Origin of the sequence: Novosphingobium sp. EMRT-2, assembly GCF_005145025.1 — a bacterium.
GTDB lineage: Bacteria > Pseudomonadota > Alphaproteobacteria > Sphingomonadales > Sphingomonadaceae > Novosphingobium.
In genome coordinates this window covers 1,728,546-1,745,813 of record NZ_CP039695.1, presented here as the reverse complement: position 1 = coordinate 1,745,813, position 17,268 = coordinate 1,728,546, and the positions used below count along the sequence as shown (strand labels likewise).

The following is a 17,268-nucleotide window of genomic DNA, read 5'->3' as shown; positions in this document are numbered from 1 at the left end:
TCATGTCCGCGCGATGATCGTTGCCGGGACCGCGGGCTTAGCGGAACGGGGTTGACGGCGCGTTAAGGCTTGCGTGGCAGGAAAGGGGCATGACCCGCGTTCTGCACGTTCTCGACCACAGCCTGCCGCTGCACAGCGGCTATACCTTCCGCACGCGCGCGATCCTCAAGGCCCAGCAGGCGCAGGGGATCGAGGTGCGCGCGATCACCGGGCAGCGCCACCGCTTGCCCGATGGGCCGTTGGCGGCGGACGACGGCGCGCCCGAACAGATCGACGGGCTGGAATTCCATCGCACGCCGGGGGAAGCCGAAGGCATCGTGGGGGTGCGCGAGTGGCGCGAGGTGGTCGCTCTGGCCAGCCGGATCGAAGCGGTGGCCCGCGCGTGGCGGCCGGATGTGCTCCACGCCCATTCTCCGGCGCTGTGCGGCCTTGCCGCCGTGCGCGCCGGGCGGCGGCTCGGCATTCCGGTGGTCTATGAAATCCGCGCGTTCTGGGAAGACGCGGCCGTGGGCAATGGCACCGGCCGCGAGGGTTCGCCGCGCTACTGGCTGACCCGCCAACTCGAGAACCGCGTGGTTGCCGGCGCCGATGCGGTAGTAACGATCTGCCGGGGCCTGCTAGAGGATCTGGCGGCGCGGGGCGTGGCACGCGATCGCCTGTCGATCATGCCCAATGGCGTCGATCTTACGGTGTTCGGCCAGGCGCAGCCGCGCGATCCGGCGCTGGCCGAGGCGCTGGGGCTGGGCGACGGGCCGGTGATCGGCTTCCTCGGCAGCTTCTATCCCTATGAAGGGCTGGACGACCTGATCGCGGCCATGCCGGCGATCGTGGCGGCAGTGCCGGGAGCCAGGCTGCTGCTGGTCGGCGGCGGCCCGGCGGGCGATGCCCTGCGCGCGCAGGCGGAGGCTTCGTCGGTGGCGGACGCGATCCGCTTCGTTGGCCGCGTTCCGCACGCCGAGGTCGATCGCTATTACGCGCTGGCCGACGTAGTGTGCTATCCGCGCAAGGCCATGCGCTTGACGGACCTCGTCACGCCGCTCAAGCCGCTGGAAGCGATGGCGCAGGGTAAGCTGGTTGCCGCGAGCGACGTGGGCGGGCACAGGGAACTGATCGAGGACGGAGTGACCGGCACGCTGTTTCCCGCCGACGATCCCGCCGGGCTGGCGCAGGCAATGATCGCGCTGCTGGACGACCGGAGCGCCTGGCCGGAACGGCGCGCGGTGGCGCGGCGGTTCGTCGAGCGCGAGCACGACTGGGCCGGTAATGTTCGTCGTTATCAAGCTGTTTACCAAAAGGTGATAGCCGGGAAACGTACAATTGCGGGTGTCGCCGCCTGACGGCGTGGGGCACTTGCCAGGTTTGAACGGATCGATACGCACGTGACCATTCCGCAGGGCAAGCAGGCGAAACGCAAGCAGGCCGCATCGATTTCGGCACACCGCCTGTTCCCGGTGGTGATGATGGTATGGTTCGCCGCGCTGCTGGGGCTGACGAGCTTCGTCGTGCCGCCGCGGATGCTGGCGAGCCTGGTCGTGGCGAGCGGACTGCCCAAGGTCCTGCCGGCCGCCGCGCCGCCGCTGGGCTTCACCGCCCGCGTGCTGGTGGCTTTCGCGCTGGCAGTACTCGGCGGGCTGATCGGCCTTGTCATCGCCGCGCGCCTGCGCCGGGGAAAGGCGGCCAAGCTCGCCACGCCGGCGATGCCCGATCGCGACGAGGCGATGGAATCTGAGACGCCCGCCATCGCGGTCTCCCAACCTGCTGTGAAAATACGCGCCCGCGACGCGCACCCCGACGCCCCGCCGCGCCGGCCGCTGGTGCTGAGCGAGGAATTGGCGACGGTGCCGGCGCTCGAGGACCCGGAGCCGGGTGGCGAGGCGGACTTGTCCCCAACGGCGCTTGAAGCGACGGACGAAGCGGCCGGGCAAGACGAAGCGGTTGCGCAAGAGGTCGCCGATCCCCCGCGCTTTGCCGCGCCGCTGATCGACGACGGGCCTTTCGCGCCGCCGCCGGTTACGCTTCCGGCCGTGCTGGCGGACGAGCCATCGGTCGATACGAGCCTGGATCTGGCAGGGCTTGAGGCTCCCTCCGGCGAAGACGAGGCCGGGGTGCCCCCGGCCGCCGAGAATCCGCCTCCGCTGGCGCAGCCCTATCCGACACTGCCCACGCCCGGCATTTTCAACGACGCGGCGGAAGCGCGCGCGGTTACGCCCGCGATGGATGCCGCGCCGCTGGAATCGCTGGGTCTCGTGCAGCTTATCGAACGGCTGGCGATGGCGATCGCGGTCCGGCGCGAGGAGCTGGCCCGGCATGAGGAGCAGGGACGGGAGGAACAGGATCGCCACGCCGAAGCGGAAGCCGACGCCGTGCCGCCGCCTGCTACCGTCCCGCATGCCGACGACGCGGCCGAAGGGGACGTCGAGGATACGGAAGAGGGCGGAGGGGCGGACGCGCCGCCTTTCCTGGCGATCGTGCCCGGCGAAGCGCCGATGCCCGAACACCGCTATCCCTCGCTGGTCGATATGCCATCGCCCGCGCCGCGCCGCCATGTCGACGCGCCGGCGGAGCCGCCATTCGCCCGACCCGATACGCCGCTGGCCAGTCGTGGACGGGCCATGCCATCGCCCGCGATGGAACCCGAGCCGCCCGCCTTCGCGCCGCCGGCCGGGTCCGTCCCCGCGTTCAGCGATCCCGAAGAGGCCGATCGCGCGTTGCGCGCCGCCCTCGCCACGCTTCAGAGGATGACGGCCAAGGGCTGAAAGCCCGGCTCAACAAGCCATTTTCGACGGAATCCCGGCCGTTTTGGAGGGTGCAACCGTATTTCCCGCGCGGATCGGCGCGGGAAATGACGCTCGCGGTTGCAAAATAACTTTCCTGCAGTCATGGGGGATATTCGCGCAACTTTCGTCGCCAAGGGGGGCGGCGTGATTCGTGCGATATTTCCAATTCTGGATGTAGGGACGACCTTCGATATGGGATTTCCGCCGGTTCAGGGCCTGTACGATCCGCGTAATGAGCATGACGCCTGTGGTGTGGGCTTCGTCGCCCATATCAAAGGGGCGAAAAGCCACGCGATTATCGAGCAGGCGCTGGAAATTCTGCGAAATCTCGACCATCGCGGCGCGGTGGGCGCCGACCCGTTGCTGGGCGATGGCGCGGGCATCCTGATCCAGCTGCCCGATCAGCTTTTCCGCAAGTGGGCCGCTTCGCAGGGCAAGGAACTGCCCGCGCCGGGCGACTATGCCGTGGCGATGTGCTTCCTGCCGCAGGACGAGCCTTCGCGGAACTTCGTGACCGAGTTCTTCGAAAAGTTCATCGCCAAGGAAGGCCAGGAACTGATCGGCTGGCGCGACGTGCCCGTCACGCTCGACGGTCTCGGCAAGACCGTGATCGAATCGATGCCGGTGGTGCGCCAGTGCTTCATCAAGCGGGGCGAGGGCACGCCCGATCAGGACGCGTTCGAGCGCAAGCTGCTGGCGATCCGCAAGCAGACGCAAAACCCGCTTGCCGCCATGGCCGAAAAGCACGGGCTTCCGGGCGTGACGCAGCTCTATATGCCGAGCTTCTCGACGCGCACGATCGTTTACAAGGGGCTGCTGCTGGCGAACCAGGTCGGCTCGTTCTATGACGACCTGCGCGATCCGGACTGCGTCTCCGCGCTGGGCCTTGTTCACCAGCGCTTCTCGACCAACACCTTCCCGAGCTGGAAGCTGGCGCATCCGTTCCGCTTCATTGCCCACAATGGCGAGATCAACACCGTTCGCGGCAACGTGAACTGGATGAACGCGCGCCGCCGCACGATGGAATCCGAGCTGCTGGGTCCGGACCTCGACAAGATGTGGCCGCTGATCCCGCACGGGCAGTCCGATACCGCGAGCCTCGACAACGCGCTCGAACTGCTGCTGGCGGGCGGATACAGCCTAGCCCACGCGGTGATGATGCTGGTGCCCGAGGCCTGGGCGGGCAATCCGCTGATGGATTCCAAGCGCCGCGCCTTCTACGAATACCATGCCGCGCTGATGGAGCCGTGGGACGGCCCGGCCGCCGTGGCCTTTACCGACGGTCGCCAGATCGGCGCCACGCTCGACCGCAACGGGCTGCGCCCCGCGCGCTTCTCGATCACCCGCGACGACCTGATCTGCATGGCCTCGGAAAGCGGCGTGCTGCCGTTCCGCGAGGAAGACATCGTGCGCAAGTGGCGGCTCCAGCCCGGCCGCATGTTGCTGATCGACCTGGAAAAGGGCGCGATCATCGAGGACGAGGAGATCAAGGCCGAACTCGCGGGCGCGGAGCCCTACGAGGACTGGCTGGAATCGGCGCAATACAAGCTCAAGGAGCTTGAAGTGGTCGAGCCCGAACTGGCTGCGCTGCCGGTCGAGACGACCAGCCTGCTCGATCGCCAGCAGGCCTTCGGCTACACGCAGGAGGACGTGACCAAGTTCCTCGAACCGATGGCCGTCTATGGCGACGACCCGATCGGTTCGATGGGCACGGACACGCCGATCGCCGTGCTGTCCAGCCGCTCGCGCCTGCTCTACGATTATTTCAAGCAGAACTTCGCGCAGGTCACCAACCCGCCGATCGATCCGATCCGCGAGGAACTGGTGATGAGCCTCGTGTCGATGATCGGCCCGCGCCCCAACCTGCTGGGTCGCGACGCCGGCAGCCACAAGCGGCTCGAAGTCGACCAGCCGATCCTGACCAACGAGGACATCGCCAAGATCCGTTCGGTCGAGGCCGCGCTCGACGGCGCGTTCCGCACCGCCACGATCGACACCACCTGGGATGCCGCTGCCGGCGCGCAGGGGCTGGAACTGGCGATCAAGGAAATGTGCTGGGCGGCGACCGAGGCCGTGCTGGCGGACAAGAACATCCTGATCCTGTCCGATCGCGCCCAGTGCGACAGCCGCATCCCGATGCCGGCGCTGCTGGCCACGGCGGCGGTGCACCACCACCTTGTCCGCCAGGGCCTGCGCATGCAGACCGGCCTTGTCGTCGAAACCGGCGAAGCGCGCGAAGTGCATCACTTCTGCGTCCTGGCGGGCTATGGCGCGGAAGCGATCAACCCGTACCTGGCGTTCGAGACGCTGGAAGCGATCCGGGTGGACAAGGAGCTGCCGCTTACCACCAAGGACGTGCAGAAGAACTACATCAAGGCGATCGGCAAGGGCATCCTCAAGGTCATGTCCAAGATGGGCATCTCGACCTACCAGTCCTATTGCGGCGCCCAGATCTTCGACGCGGTGGGCCTCAGCTCCGCCTTCGTGGACAAGTATTTCACCGGCACCGCCACGACGATCGAGGGCGTGGGCATCGAGCAGATCGCCGAGGAAACCGTGCGGCGCCACGCGACGGCCTATGGCGACAACCCGATCTACCGCAAGATGCTGGACGTTGGCGGCATGTACCAGCTGCGCCTGCGCGGCGAGGAACATGCCTGGACGGCCTCGAACATCGCCAATCTGCAGCACGCCGTGCGCGGCAACATTCCGGACAAGTACAAGGAATTCGCTCAGTCGATCAACGACCAGTCCGAACGGATGCTGACGATCCGCGGGCTGATGGATCTGAAGAAGGCCGACGAGTCCATCGACATTGCCGAGGTCGAGCCGGCGAGCGAGATCGTCAAGCGCTTCGCCACCGGCGCGATGAGCTATGGCTCGATCAGCTGGGAAGCGCACACCACGCTGGCCGTGGCGATGAACCGCATCGGCGGCAAGTCGAACACCGGCGAGGGCGGCGAGGATCCGGCGCGCTTCAAGCCGCTGGCCAACGGCGATTCGATGCGTTCGGCGATCAAGCAGGTCGCTTCGGGCCGCTTCGGCGTGACGGCGGAATACCTCGTCAATGCCGATGACATCCAGATCAAGATGGCGCAGGGCGCGAAGCCCGGCGAAGGCGGCCAGCTTCCCGGCGACAAGGTGGACAAGACCATCGGCAAGACGCGGCACTCCACGCCGGGCGTCGGCCTGATCTCGCCGCCGCCGCACCACGACATCTATTCGATCGAGGATCTGGCGCAGCTGATCCACGATCTCAAGAACGCCAACCAGCGCGCGCGCATCTCGGTCAAGCTCGTGTCCGAAGTGGGCGTGGGCACCGTGGCGGCGGGCGTTTCCAAGGCGCGCGCGGATCATGTGACGATCTCGGGTTACGAAGGCGGCACCGGCGCTTCGCCGCTGACCTCGCTGACGCACGCCGGTAGCCCATGGGAGATCGGGCTTGCCGAAACGCAACAGACGCTGCTGCTCAACAACCTGCGTTCGCGCATCTGCGTGCAGGCGGACGGCGGCATCCGCACCGGACGCGACGTGGCCATCGCCGCGCTGCTCGGCGCCGACGAGTTCGGCTTCGCTACCGCCCCGCTGATCGCGGCCGGCTGCATCATGATGCGCAAGTGCCACCTCAACACCTGCCCGGTGGGCGTGGCCACGCAGGACCCGGTGCTGCGCGCGCGCTTCACCGGCCAGCCGGAACACGTCATCAACTACTTCTTCTTCGTCGCGGAAGAACTGCGCGCGATCATGGCCGAGATGGGCTTCCGCACCGTCGCGGAAATGGTCGGCCGGGTCGACCGGCTGGATACCAAGAAGGCGGTGGCGCACTGGAAGGCGCAGGGCGTCGACCTGTCGAAGCTGCTGCACCAGGTCGATCCGGTTCCGGGCACCACGCTCAACTGGAGCGGCACGCAGGACCACGGCCTTGAAGCCGCGCTCGACAACGATCTGATCGCCGCCAGCGCGCCCGCGCTGGACTCGGGCGAGCCGGTTCGCCTCGAACGCAAGGTGATCAACGTCAACCGCACGGTGGGCGCGATGCTGTCGGGCGAAGTGGCGCGGAAGTATGGCCACAAGGGGCTGCCGGATAACACGATCCAGGTCAGCTTCACGGGCGTTGCCGGCCAGTCCTTCGGCGCGTTCCTGGCGCACGGGGTCACGCTCGATCTGGTGGGCGATGCCAACGATTATGTGGGCAAGGGCCTTTCGGGCGGCCGCGTGATCGTGCGTCAGCCCGCGCATGTCGATCGCGAGCCGACCGAGAACATCATCGTCGGCAACACCGTGCTCTATGGCGCGATCGCGGGCGAGGCCTACTTCAACGGCGTCGCCGGCGAACGCTTCGCCGTGCGCAATTCGGGCGCGATCGCGGTTGTCGAGGGCACCGGGGACCATGGCTGCGAATACATGACCGGTGGCGTGGTGGCCGTGCTTGGCCGGACCGGCCGGAATTTCGCGGCGGGCATGTCGGGCGGCATCGCCTATGTCTATGATCCGGATGGCCAGTTCGAAAAGCTGTGCAACCCGGCGATGGTGGACCTGATCCCCGTTTCGAACGAGCGCGACGAGGACGAGGGCGCCGGCCGTCCGCAGCAGCGCGGCCATGACGTCTATGACTATGGCATGGGCGACATGCTGCGCCACGATGCGGAACGGCTGAAGGTGCTGGTCGAACGCCATCACCTTTACACGGGCAGCAAGCGGGCGCGCGCGATTCTCGACAACTGGGCCGACGAGGTGAAGCGCTTCGTCAAGGTGATGCCGCGCGACTATGCGCGGGCACTGCGCCAGATGGAGGCCGAGCGCCTCGCCGCCGCCAACGTCGCGGCCGAATAAGAACAGGGATCAGGGAAACATCATGGGCAAGGCAACCGGCTTTCTCGAGGTCGACCGCAAGGACCGTACCTACGATTCCCCCGCGGAACGGCTGAAGCACTATCGCGAATTTGTGATTCCGCACGATGCGGCGGGGCTGCAGATGCAGGCTTCGCGCTGCATGAACTGCGGCATCCCGTACTGCCACAACGGCTGTCCGGTGAACAACCAGATCCCGGACTGGAACCACCTGGTCTATGAGAACGACTGGCGCGAGGCGCTGGACAATCTCCATTCGACCAACAACTTCCCGGAATTCACCGGCCGCATTTGCCCCGCCCCGTGCGAGGCGGCCTGCACGCTGAACATCGTGGACCAGCCGGTGACGATCAAGTCGATCGAATGCGCGATCGTGGACAAGGGCTGGAAGGAAGGCTGGATCGAACCGCAGGTGCCCGCCAAGAAGACGGGCAAGTCGGTCGCCGTCGTCGGCTCCGGCCCGGCGGGCCTCGCCTGCGCGCAGCAGCTGGCCCGCGCCGGCCATTCGGTGACGGTGTTCGAGAAGTCGGACCGCGTCGGCGGGTTGCTTCGCTATGGCATTCCGGACTTCAAGCTGGAAAAGCACGTCATCAACCGCCGTATGGTGCAGATGGAGGCCGAAGGCGTCCAGTTCCGCACTTCGGTCGAAGTGGGCGTGACCGTTTCGGTCGCCTCGCTGAAGGAAAACTTCGACGCCATCGTGATGGCGGGCGGCGCGGAAGACCCGCGTCCCCTCGACATTCCGGGCTTCGAGCTGCCCGGCGTGCGCTTCGCCATGGAATTCCTGACCCAGCAGAACAAGCGCAACGCGGGCGACGATGAAATCCGCGCCGCGCCGCGCGGCTCGCTGGTCGCCACCGGCAAGCACGTGGTGGTGATCGGCGGTGGCGATACCGGGTCGGACTGCGTCGGCACGTCGAACCGCCAGGGCGCGCTCTCGGTCACGCAGCTGGAAATCATGCCCCGGCCGCCGGAAAAGGAAGAGAAGGCGCTGAGCTGGCCCAACTGGCCGCTCAAGCTGCGCACCTCTTCCAGCCACGAGGAAGGTTGCGAGCGCGAATTCGCGGTGCTGACCAAGCGGGCCGTGGGCGAAAACGACGTGACCGGGCTGGAATGCGTCCGCGTCGAATGGGTCGATGGCAAGATGCAGGAAGTGCCGGGCAGCGAATTCACGCTGAAGGCGGACTTGATCCTGCTGGCGATGGGCTTCCTCGGCCCGCGCAAGCAGGGGCTGCTCGAACAGGCCGGCGTCGAGCTGGACGCGCGCGGCAACGTCAAGGGCAACGTGGTGGACTACAAGACCAGCGTCGAGAACGTGTTCGCCTGCGGCGACATGCGGCGCGGGCAGAGCCTGGTCGTCTGGGCGATCCGCGAAGGCCGCCAGTGCGCGCGTTCGGTGGACGAAGCGCTGATGGGCGTGTCCGAACTGCCGCGCTGATCCGGCTGGTTCCGCGGGACAAGAACAGGAAGGGCGCTCCTAACGGGGCGCCCTTTTTCCGTTTCGGCTTGGGGTCAGCGGAAGGTGCAGGACAGGCCCGCCCACAGGTCCGTCACGCGCGCGCGGGCGGAAGTGCCGCTCACGATGCCGCTGATCGCGCCCACGGTGAATTCATGGCCCAGCGTGGTCCGCTGAAGCCGGAAGCCACGCTTCTTGCGCAGTTCCGCCAGAGTCGTGCCGATGCGGATGCCGTCGGTCGTGCTGATCGTGCTGGTATTCGTGGAGGCGTTGGGTTTGCTGAGGGACCAGCCGCCGAACCGGTCATGCTGGAACAGCAGGCTCACGCCGTCCTGCCATTGCAGGAAATCGACGGGGCCTGCGCCGCATTCGCGGTTGGTGCCGGTCTGCGGCGCGGCGCGAAAACGCAGCGCTTCCATGACTTGTGCACGGGATGCGCCGAAGGCGATGGCGGCGGGCGCGGCTCCGGCGCGGCGCACCTGCAGCCCGTTCCGGGCGAGGCGCAGGCTACCGGCTGCCTGCGGCGTGGCGGAGGCCAGCCGCGCCGATTCGCTCAGCCGCATCTGGCCGGATAGCATCCGGTAAACGGTCACGGCCCAGCGGCTGCCATCGGCCAGCGTCAGCTCGATGCGGTAGTTCATGCCGGCGACGACTTGCTGGCTGGCCGAATCGACGCTCCTGACCGCGCCGCCGCCCGGCAATTGCGATGCGGCGAATTCGGCGGCCTGGCGCACTTGCGGATCGTTGACGCCGGCCGGCGCCCAGCCGCCGGGAATCGCCGGTCCGGGTTGAGTGGCCTGCGCGGCGATGGGCGTAAGTGTGACAAGCGCCCCATACAGCGCCAGCGACAGTGTTTTCGACATGGTTCAGGCTCCCTCCCGCATCGCGCGGACGGGAAGAGTGACGGTGCGCCGGTGGCGCGGCAACCGGATTTGCGTCTGCTTCGGAGGCGATTGCGCGCCTCCGGCGCGGCGTTCAGGGCCGCCAGTCGATCGCGCCGCGGCCGTGCTGTTCGAGAAAACCGTTGGCCTGGCTGAAATGGCGGCAGCCGAAGAAGCCGGCATGTGCCGACAGCGGGCTGGGGTGCGGCGCCTTCAGGACGAGGTGCGGTCCGCTGGCAAGGCCCTGCACCCGCGCCGCCTTCTTCTGCGCGTGGCTGCCCCACAGCAGGAAGACGGTTGGCACGTCGCGCTGCGCGACGGCGGCCACCGCCGCGTCGGTGAAATCCTCCCAGCCTTTGCCGGCGTGCGATCCGGCCTGCCCGGCTTCCACTGTCAGCGCGTTGTTCAGCAGCAGCACGCCCTGCCGCGCCCAATTTTCCAGATTGCCGTGCGACGGGCGCGGCAGGCCGAGATCGGATTCCAGTTCCTTGTAGATGTTCACCAGCGAGGGTGGCGGCTTGACCCCTTGCGGCACCGAAAACGAAAGGCCGTGCGCCTGGCCGGGGCCGTGATAGGGGTCCTGCCCCAGAATAACGACTTTCACGTCCTCCAGCGGGGTCAGTTCCAGCGCGCGCAACCGCGATCCGCGCGGCGGAAAGATCACCTTTCCGGCGGCCTCTTCCGCGCTGAGGAAGCCGCCCAGCGCCCGCAGCGGGCGGGTGGCGAGAACAGGGGCCAGCGCCGGCTGCCAGCTATCGGGAAGGGGAGTTGCCATAGGTAAGGCGTTCCTAACGCAACTCGAAACGGCCGCACAAGCCTGACAGCGCCCAGGCGAAGGGGCAAAGCCAAGGTTGCCGTTTCCCGGCATTCATCGTAGGCGGGGTCCATGGCCGTCTACCTGCATGAAGAAGATCTGCCCGAAGGCGCGCTGGCGCCGGGCATCGTCGCTGTCGATACCGAAACGATGGGGCTCATCACCCCGCGTGACCGGCTGTGCGTGGTGCAGATTTCCGACGGGCAGGGCGATGAGCATCTGGTCCGCTTCAAGGTGGGCAGCGATTATGCCGCGCCGAACCTGAAGGCGGTGCTGGCCGATCCCGCGCGGCTGAAGCTGTTCCACTTCGCCCGGTTCGATCTGGCGGCAATAGAGCACTATCTGGGCGTGACCGCCGCGCCGGTGTTCTGCACCAAGATCGCATCCAAGCTGGTCCGCACTTATACCGACCGCCACGGGTTGAAGGATCTGGTGCGCGAACTGCTGGGCAAGGAGATTTCCAAGCAGCAGCAGTCGAGCGACTGGGGCGGGGCGGTCCTGTCCGACGCACAGCAGGAATATGCCGCGTCCGACGTGCGCCATCTCCACGCCATGCACGCCATTCTGGTCGAGCGGCTGGCGCGGGAGAAGCGGACCGAGATGGCGCAGGCCTGTTTCGATTTCCTGCCTGTGCGCGCGCGCCTCGATCTGGCCGGCTGGGCCGAGCGGGACATCTTCAGTCACGAATGAGGCTGCGGGGATGACCGTCCAAGCCGAGAAGATGCGCTCGCGCCGCCAGCATTTTGCGGCGCCGGGCGGCTTTCATGACCGTCTGGTGCGCTTTCTGGCGATGGCGCTGCCGGCCGCGATCGGCGTTCTGGCGGCGGTCATGGTGCTGACGCCGCTTTCTCCGCGCGGCGAGATCAGCTTCCTGCTCGATCGCAACAAGGTTTCCATCCTGGAAGACCGGCTGCGCGCGGCCAGCGCCATGTATCGCGGTCTCGACGACGATGGCCGCACGTTCTCGATCACCGCTGGTTCCGCCGTCCAGCATTCGGCGCGGGTTCCGGTGGTGGTGATGAACGACCTGACCGCGCGGATGCTGATGGACGACGGGCCGGCGATCCTTTCGGCCAATGCCGGCAACTACGATTTCAGCCGCGAACAGGTGGACGTGGCCGGGCCGGTCAATTTCCAGACGTCGGACGGCTATCGCATGACCGCGAACAACGTGGTGTTCGATGTGCGGGCCAAGAACCTGCGCAGCAAGGGTCCGGCGGAAGGGCGCATTCCGGCTGGCACCTTCTCTGCCGACAGGATATTCGCCGACCTCTCCGCGCATACCGTCACGCTGGACGGCCATGCACGTCTTCACATGGAACCGGGCAAGATGCGCAAGCCATGACTGCACCTCGGAAAATGACTTCCCTTCGCGAAACGATCCGTTCCGCCCGGCCTTTCCGGGCGTTCCTGCTGGGCTTCGCCGGGGCCGGCGCCGTCGTCGCGGCCCTTTCCGCGCAGGCCGCCTCGCGGGTCAACAGCGACGCGCCGGTCAACTTCGCGGCGGACCGCATCGAACTGCAGGACAAGCAGAACCGGGTGATTCTGACGGGCAACGTCGATATCACGCAGGACGACATGCGGATGCGCTCGGCCCGCACGGTCATGGCTTATACCAACACGGGCGGCGACACCGAAATCCAGCGGATCGACGCGACCGGCGGCGTGGTGGTGACGCAGCGCGATGAAACCGCGCGCGGGGATGTGGCGGTCTATGACGTGAACCGCCGCCTCATCACCATGGTGGGCAACGTGGCGCTGCGGCGCGGCACCGACACTCTTAACGGCGGCCGGCTGGTGATCGACCTCGATAGCGGCCTGTCCAGCGTGGATGGCCGTTCGGGCGGTTCCTCCGTTCCCGGCGTCAACGGTTCCGGCAACGGCGGCGGGCGCATTTCGGGCACGTTCAAGGTGCCGAAGCGCAACGACAGCAAGCAGTAGGGCGTCTTCCCGCCGGTTATTCGGGCGGAAGGGGCGTTCCCTCGAACCGCGCGATGGCGTGCCGGACGACCTTGTCGAGCGCTTCCTTCGAGAAGAAGCCCCCGGGGATCAGGCAGCGTTCGATCAGCACGCGCCGGAACGCGGCGAAGGTTTCCGGATCGGGCGGTACCGGGTTCTGCCAGAAGGCGTCCAGCCCGCCGCGCGCGGTAAGGTCCGGGATGTCATAGACCGCGTGGCCCAGCGCGACGACGGGGACGCCCATCGCCAGCGCGAAGGTTCCGCTGGTGCTGTTGATCGTCACCATGCCCCGTGCGCCACGGGCGATGGCCACGATGTCTCCGGCCGCCAGATAATCGATCCGCGCGGCCACGCCATAGCGTTCGCCCAGGTCGTGTGCGGTCTGCTCCCAATCGCGCACGCCGTTGTCGAGCGGGTGCTCCTTGATGACCAGCCGCGTATCGGCCGGCGCGTGCCGGGCAAACGAGGCGATGATCAGGTTCAGCGCCTCGGCAATGCCCGCGAAGGGCGAATGAAGCCGGATCTGCGCGTCCGAGTCAAGCTGGAGCGGGAACAGGAAATAGGGCTCGGGCGACGCTTCCATGCGCGCGAACAACCGGGCGGCCTGCGCCTCGCGCAATTTCCGCGCGCGCAGCTTGCGCAGCCAGCCCATGCCTTCCACCAGCGGGGGCCAGGGACGATGGTTGTTCCAGTTGGAATAGTGCCAGCGCGTGAACACGTCGGCGACGTTGTAGAGCAGCCCTTCCAGCGCGCGGCGGCGGAAAGAGGATGGCACCTGGCTGTGCTGCGGGACGGGTGGCAAGGCGGCGGCGCTATCGCGATACCATTGCGGGTCGCGCGGGAGCGAGGAATGGCCATTGACCCCGCCCAGTTCCAGCGTGACCCAGTCGGGCCGGATATAGCCTTCCTCGAAGACATGGACCGGCACCTCCAGCGCCCGGCAGACCCGCGTGGCGGCCATGTGGTGATCGCGGCAATCGCCGAACAGCACCACGTCGGTAATTCGCCGATCGCGCAGGATGGCTTCCAGCGCGGCGGGCCAGTCCTGCAGGGTGCCGCGATAGTCGATGCCGCCGGGCAGGCGCCAGAACGCCCGGTCGCCGCCGTTGAAATTGACCTTGTAAACCGTATGCCCGGCGCGAATCAGCCCCTGGCCCAGATGGCGGAACAGTGGACCCATCAGGCCTTGCAGCAACAGCACCCGGCGCCGTTCCCCGGTACGCACTATTTCATCGGGCATCGGCAAGTGTTCCGGAACCTCATCCAAACGTCCCTAGGGCGAAGCACATGAAGCGTCGATGAGCCACGTCCAGGTTTCCACCAATCAATTTCATCCACTTGCGCACGAGCCGCCCATGACATTGCCTTCGGGGATGGCTAAGGCATCCACGCTGCGGCCACCCTGCCCGCGCGAATGTTTTATCGAGGGGCTGTGACAGGCACGTTTCTGCTGTTTTCGGGGCTTGTCGCCGCGTCGCTGGTGCTGGACGGGCTGGTTCGCCCCCGGCGCGATGGCGATGCGCGTTGGCCCTTGCGCAGCGCGGCCGGCATGGTGCTGCACATGCTGCTGGTCGCCAGCGGCTTCGGGCTATTCCTTGGCATCTGCGGCAATCCGCTGGCCTCCGCGATCCTGACGCTGGCGCTGGTGGCGCTGTTCACGGTCGTTTCCAACGCCAAGCACACCATGCTGGGTGAACCGCTGGTGTTCTCCGACCTCGTGCTTGTCGGCGCTGTGCTGCGCCATCCGCAGTTCTATCTGTCAGCGTTGAGCCCGGTGCAAAAGGGGGTGCTGATCGCCAGCGGACCGGTGCTGCTGGCGCTGTTCGCGTGGCTATTCGTCGGCGACATCGGTGCCCATCTGGCCGGCGCGCTGTTGCTAGGGGGCAGTCTGGTGTTGTTGCGGTGGGTCATGGCAATTCCGCCGTGGCGCGGTCTTGCTCCGGAGCCCGATCTGGACGGGGACGTGCGCCGCCACGGTTTGCTGGCGACTTTGCTGCTCTATTGGCTGCGCTGGCGCGCGACGGTCGATCCCGCGCCGCGTGCTCACCCCGAGGTGGCGGTCGGAATGATGGCGGTCGAACCTCCGCTGGCGGTGATCGTGCAATGCGAATCCTTCGCCGATCCCGTGGACCTGTTCGGCGATCCGGCGCTGGAATTGCCGGGCCTGGCCCGCGCCCGTTCGGTCGCCTGGCAATGGGGCGATCTCAACGTCAGCGGGTTCGGCGCCTATACCATGCGCACCGAGTATGGCCTGATCTTCGGTCGCGACGAGGAGGAACTGGGCTTCCGCCGGTACGATCCGTTCCTGACCGCGGTGGGCGAAGCGTCGCACGCCTTGCCCGCGCGGCTTGCCGGGCGAGGATGGCGCAGCCTGTTTCTCCACCCGCACGACCTGCGATTCTACAACCGGCACCGCATCATGCCTGCCGCCGGCTTCGCGGAGATGGTGGGCGAAGAGCATTTCGAGCAACCCTCGGCAGGGGAGGGGCGCTACGTGACCGACGCGGCGATGGCCGGAACGATTGGCGATCTGGCGCGAAAGGCAACGGAAGCAACGATGCTTTACGCCGTGACGATCGAGAATCATGGCCCCTGGGCACCGGAGGATGGATCGGGGCCGCGCGATCTCGTTGCCTCTTACCTGCGCCTTGTACGCAACAGCGATGCGATGCTGGCGGCATTGCTCGAAGCGCTGGCTGACCTTGGCCGGCCTTCGGTCCTCGTCTTCTTCGGCGATCACCGCCCGAGCATCCCCGGTGTCACCACGCCGGGGCCGGTACGCCACACGCCGTATGTTGTCGTTCGCCTCGATGCCTCCGGCGCGGTGGTGGAGGGGGAGGGGCGGCGCGTGGACCTCACTCCGGCGCAGCTCCATCACGCGGTCCACGATCTTCTGGCTACACCCCCGGCGGCGTAAGCGCGCGCAGCAACCGATCGCGCAGGAAGCGCGGCAGGATCGCCGAGAAGAGCCGCAGCAGCCCGAACGGCCAGGGCAGCACTACATGGGCTTTTCCGCGCGCCGCCGCTTTCGCGATCAGCGCGGCGGCTCTGTCAGGCTGCAGAATCAGCGGCTTGGGACCAGGGACCCGCCGGGCTGCCGCCGTGTCGATGAAGCCGGGGGATACGAGCGTCACGGATACGCCGTACGGCCGCACACCGATGCGCAGCGCGTCGGTGAAGCGGGCCAAACCCGCCTTCGATCCGGCATAGGCCGCAGCGAAAGGCAGTGCGTGATCGGCGGCGGCCGACCCGATCACGACGATCGCGCCGTGCCCGCGCGCGGCCATCGCCTGGGCGCAACGGGCGGCCATGGCCGCTTGCGCCAGGAAGTTGACCTGCGCCAGACGGGCCACCTGCGCGGCATCTTCCACCATGGCGCCTTTGGTGCGGACATCGCCACAGCCCGCCGCGAACAGGGCGAGGCTGAACGGCTCGTCGGCCTCTTCGCGCGACAGGGCGTCCAGCGCGCCATCGGTATCGGATAGATCCAGGGATCGGGTAGCCACCGCGCCCGCGCCAAACTCCAGGCAAGCTGCGGCGAGGGCATCGAGCCGGCCGCTGTCGCGCCCCCACAGCGATAGCTGGGCGCCGGCCCGGGCATAGTGCCGCGCGAGGGCGCCACCCAGTTCGCCCGATGCTCCCACGACAAGAACCCGGCCTGTGTGGGGGGCAGGAACAAAACTGCCATCAAACCGTATAGGGCTGAACATATAGGCGTGTAATCCTGAGTCCTAACCAAGGGCGAACCCGTGGATTTATGCAATTTCTACTGCACTGCACACGCGCCAATACCGCATTTTCAGTGGGATGGCGGTTTGGGCATCCTGTCGTCTGGAGGGGTGCATTCGCCTATTTTGGGGACTTTAGACTCTTGACACTTGGCGGCCTGTCCTGTCCAGAGTCAAGGTTATGACAGCCCGGAGTTCGCATCTGCAACCGATCAGATTGTTTCGGAACGCGTGGCTTGAAAAGCTGACCGTGGTTTCCCCTGTCGCTTTCGGCGCGATCTGGGGGATGTTTCTCCCCTTCCTGGTCTGGATGGGCTGGGGCACCGTCAGCGTGGCTGCTGCGTTCAGCCTGGTCGTGGGCGGTCTGTGGCTGTGGACGCTGTTCGAATATGCCATGCATCGCTTCCTGTTCCACTTGCGGCTAAAGTGGAAGCCGCTGCAGGCTTTCACCTTCATCATGCACGGCAATCATCACGCGAGCCCCAATGACCGGTTGCGCAACATGATGCCACCAATCGTGAGCGTGCCGATTGCGGCGGCGGTGTGGTATGCCTGTGTCTCGATGGTGGGGCCGGGTGGGGACTGGCTGTTCCTGGGCTTTATCTCGGGCTACGTGGTTTACGATTTCACCCATTTCGCGTGCCATCAGTGGCCGATGCGCGGGCGCATGGCGCGTGCAATCAAGCAACACCACATGCGCCACCACCACATCAGCGAACATGGCAACTACGCGATCACGACGCCGCTGTGGGACCGCCTGTTCGGAACCGCGATTACCTCGACCAAGCCGAGGCACTGACGC

13 protein-coding genes are annotated in these 17,268 nt (G+C 66.8%); 9 read left to right on the top strand and 4 right to left on the bottom strand.

Annotated features, from left to right (window positions below):
• Positions 1–89: 89 nt before the first annotated feature.
• From FA702_RS08570 to FA702_RS08555, 4 genes are all read left to right on the top strand, one after another.
• On the top strand, positions 90–1,337 hold the full coding sequence (locus FA702_RS08570; protein ID WP_136955809.1) for a TIGR04063 family PEP-CTERM/XrtA system glycosyltransferase: 1,248 nt from the start codon (positions 90–92) through the stop codon (positions 1,335–1,337).
• Between the two features lie 42 nt (positions 1,338–1,379).
• On the top strand, positions 1,380–2,756 hold the full coding sequence (locus FA702_RS08565; RefSeq protein WP_136955808.1) for a hypothetical protein: 1,377 nt from the start codon (positions 1,380–1,382) through the stop codon (positions 2,754–2,756).
• 213 nt (positions 2,757–2,969) lie between these two features.
• A complete protein-coding gene (gltB, locus tag FA702_RS08560) occupies positions 2,970–7,610 on the top strand; it encodes a glutamate synthase large subunit (protein WP_136955807.1) in 4,641 nt (1,546 codons plus the stop codon).
• A 22-nt stretch (positions 7,611–7,632) separates the two neighbouring features.
• Entirely contained in the window at positions 7,633–9,066 is a 1,434-nt protein-coding gene (locus FA702_RS08555; RefSeq protein WP_136955806.1) for a glutamate synthase subunit beta, read from the top strand.
• A gap of 74 nt (positions 9,067–9,140) precedes the next feature.
• Here FA702_RS08555 and FA702_RS08550 read toward each other — a convergent pair whose 3' ends face one another.
• Both FA702_RS08550 and ung read right to left on the bottom strand, forming a co-directional pair.
• Complete coding sequence (locus FA702_RS08550) at positions 9,141–9,947, bottom strand: cystatin domain-containing protein (RefSeq protein WP_136955805.1); 807 nt, start codon at positions 9,945–9,947, stop codon at positions 9,141–9,143.
• 112 nt (positions 9,948–10,059) lie between these two features.
• A complete protein-coding gene (gene ung, locus FA702_RS08545; RefSeq protein WP_136955804.1) occupies positions 10,060–10,740 on the bottom strand; it encodes a uracil-DNA glycosylase in 681 nt (226 codons plus the stop codon).
• Positions 10,741–10,851: 111 nt separating this feature from the next.
• On the opposite strand from ung, the gene FA702_RS08540 reads away from it, so the two are divergent.
• From FA702_RS08540 to FA702_RS08530, 3 genes are read left to right on the top strand one after another with little or no spacing between them, the layout of a single operon-like run.
• Positions 10,852–11,469 carry a ribonuclease D gene (locus FA702_RS08540; RefSeq protein ID WP_136955803.1) on the top strand — a complete coding sequence of 206 codons (618 nt, stop codon included), beginning with the start codon at positions 10,852–10,854 and terminating at the stop codon, positions 11,467–11,469.
• A 10-nt stretch (positions 11,470–11,479) separates the two neighbouring features.
• Positions 11,480–12,124, top strand: coding sequence for an LPS export ABC transporter periplasmic protein LptC (locus FA702_RS08535; protein ID WP_136955802.1), 645 nt, complete (start codon positions 11,480–11,482; stop codon positions 12,122–12,124).
• A gap of 14 nt (positions 12,125–12,138) precedes the next feature.
• The gene (locus FA702_RS08530; RefSeq protein WP_136955801.1) at positions 12,139–12,720 is read left to right on the top strand and encodes an LptA/OstA family protein; all 582 of its coding nucleotides are present in this window, start codon (positions 12,139–12,141) and stop codon (positions 12,718–12,720) included.
• A gap of 16 nt (positions 12,721–12,736) precedes the next feature.
• On the opposite strand, the gene FA702_RS08525 is transcribed toward FA702_RS08530, so the two are convergent.
• The gene (locus FA702_RS08525) at positions 12,737–13,978 is read right to left on the bottom strand and encodes a capsule biosynthesis protein (protein WP_136955800.1); all 1,242 of its coding nucleotides are present in this window, start codon (positions 13,976–13,978) and stop codon (positions 12,737–12,739) included.
• A gap of 192 nt (positions 13,979–14,170) precedes the next feature.
• Between FA702_RS08525 and FA702_RS08520 the strand changes: the two genes are divergently transcribed.
• On the top strand, positions 14,171–15,655 hold the full coding sequence (locus tag FA702_RS08520) for a sulfatase-like hydrolase/transferase (protein WP_370385507.1): 1,485 nt from the start codon (positions 14,171–14,173) through the stop codon (positions 15,653–15,655).
• Here the strand turns inward: FA702_RS08520 and FA702_RS08515 are convergent.
• A complete protein-coding gene (locus tag FA702_RS08515; protein ID WP_255504773.1) occupies positions 15,636–16,382 on the bottom strand; it encodes an SDR family oxidoreductase in 747 nt (248 codons plus the stop codon). The two genes, FA702_RS08520 and FA702_RS08515, sit on opposite strands and share 20 nt — an antisense overlap.
• Before the next feature lie 334 nt (positions 16,383–16,716).
• Here FA702_RS08515 and FA702_RS08510 point away from each other — a divergent pair, with 334 nt between their 5' ends.
• The gene (locus FA702_RS08510) at positions 16,717–17,265 is read left to right on the top strand and encodes a sterol desaturase family protein (protein WP_255504772.1); all 549 of its coding nucleotides are present in this window, start codon (positions 16,717–16,719) and stop codon (positions 17,263–17,265) included.
• The last annotated feature ends 3 nt before the right edge of the window (positions 17,266–17,268 follow it).

Excerpts from the sequence above, each read along its gene's own strand:
- FA702_RS08570 (WP_136955809.1), top strand. The coding sequence starts at position 90 with ATGACCCGCGTTCTGCACGTTCTCGACCACAGCCTGCCGCTGCACAGC.
- FA702_RS08525 (WP_136955800.1), bottom strand. The coding sequence starts at position 13,978 with ATGCCCGATGAAATAGTGCGTACCGGGGAACGGCGCCGGGTGCTGTTG.
- FA702_RS08550 (WP_136955805.1), bottom strand. The coding sequence starts at position 9,947 with ATGTCGAAAACACTGTCGCTGGCGCTGTATGGGGCGCTTGTCACACTT.
- FA702_RS08555 (WP_136955806.1), top strand. The coding sequence starts at position 7,633 with ATGGGCAAGGCAACCGGCTTTCTCGAGGTCGACCGCAAGGACCGTACC.
- ung (WP_136955804.1), bottom strand. The coding sequence starts at position 10,740 with ATGGCAACTCCCCTTCCCGATAGCTGGCAGCCGGCGCTGGCCCCTGTT.
- FA702_RS08530 (WP_136955801.1), top strand. The coding sequence starts at position 12,139 with ATGACTTCCCTTCGCGAAACGATCCGTTCCGCCCGGCCTTTCCGGGCG.
- FA702_RS08540 (WP_136955803.1), top strand. The coding sequence starts at position 10,852 with ATGGCCGTCTACCTGCATGAAGAAGATCTGCCCGAAGGCGCGCTGGCG.
- gltB (WP_136955807.1), top strand. The coding sequence starts at position 2,970 with ATGGGATTTCCGCCGGTTCAGGGCCTGTACGATCCGCGTAATGAGCAT.
- FA702_RS08535 (WP_136955802.1), top strand. The coding sequence starts at position 11,480 with ATGACCGTCCAAGCCGAGAAGATGCGCTCGCGCCGCCAGCATTTTGCG.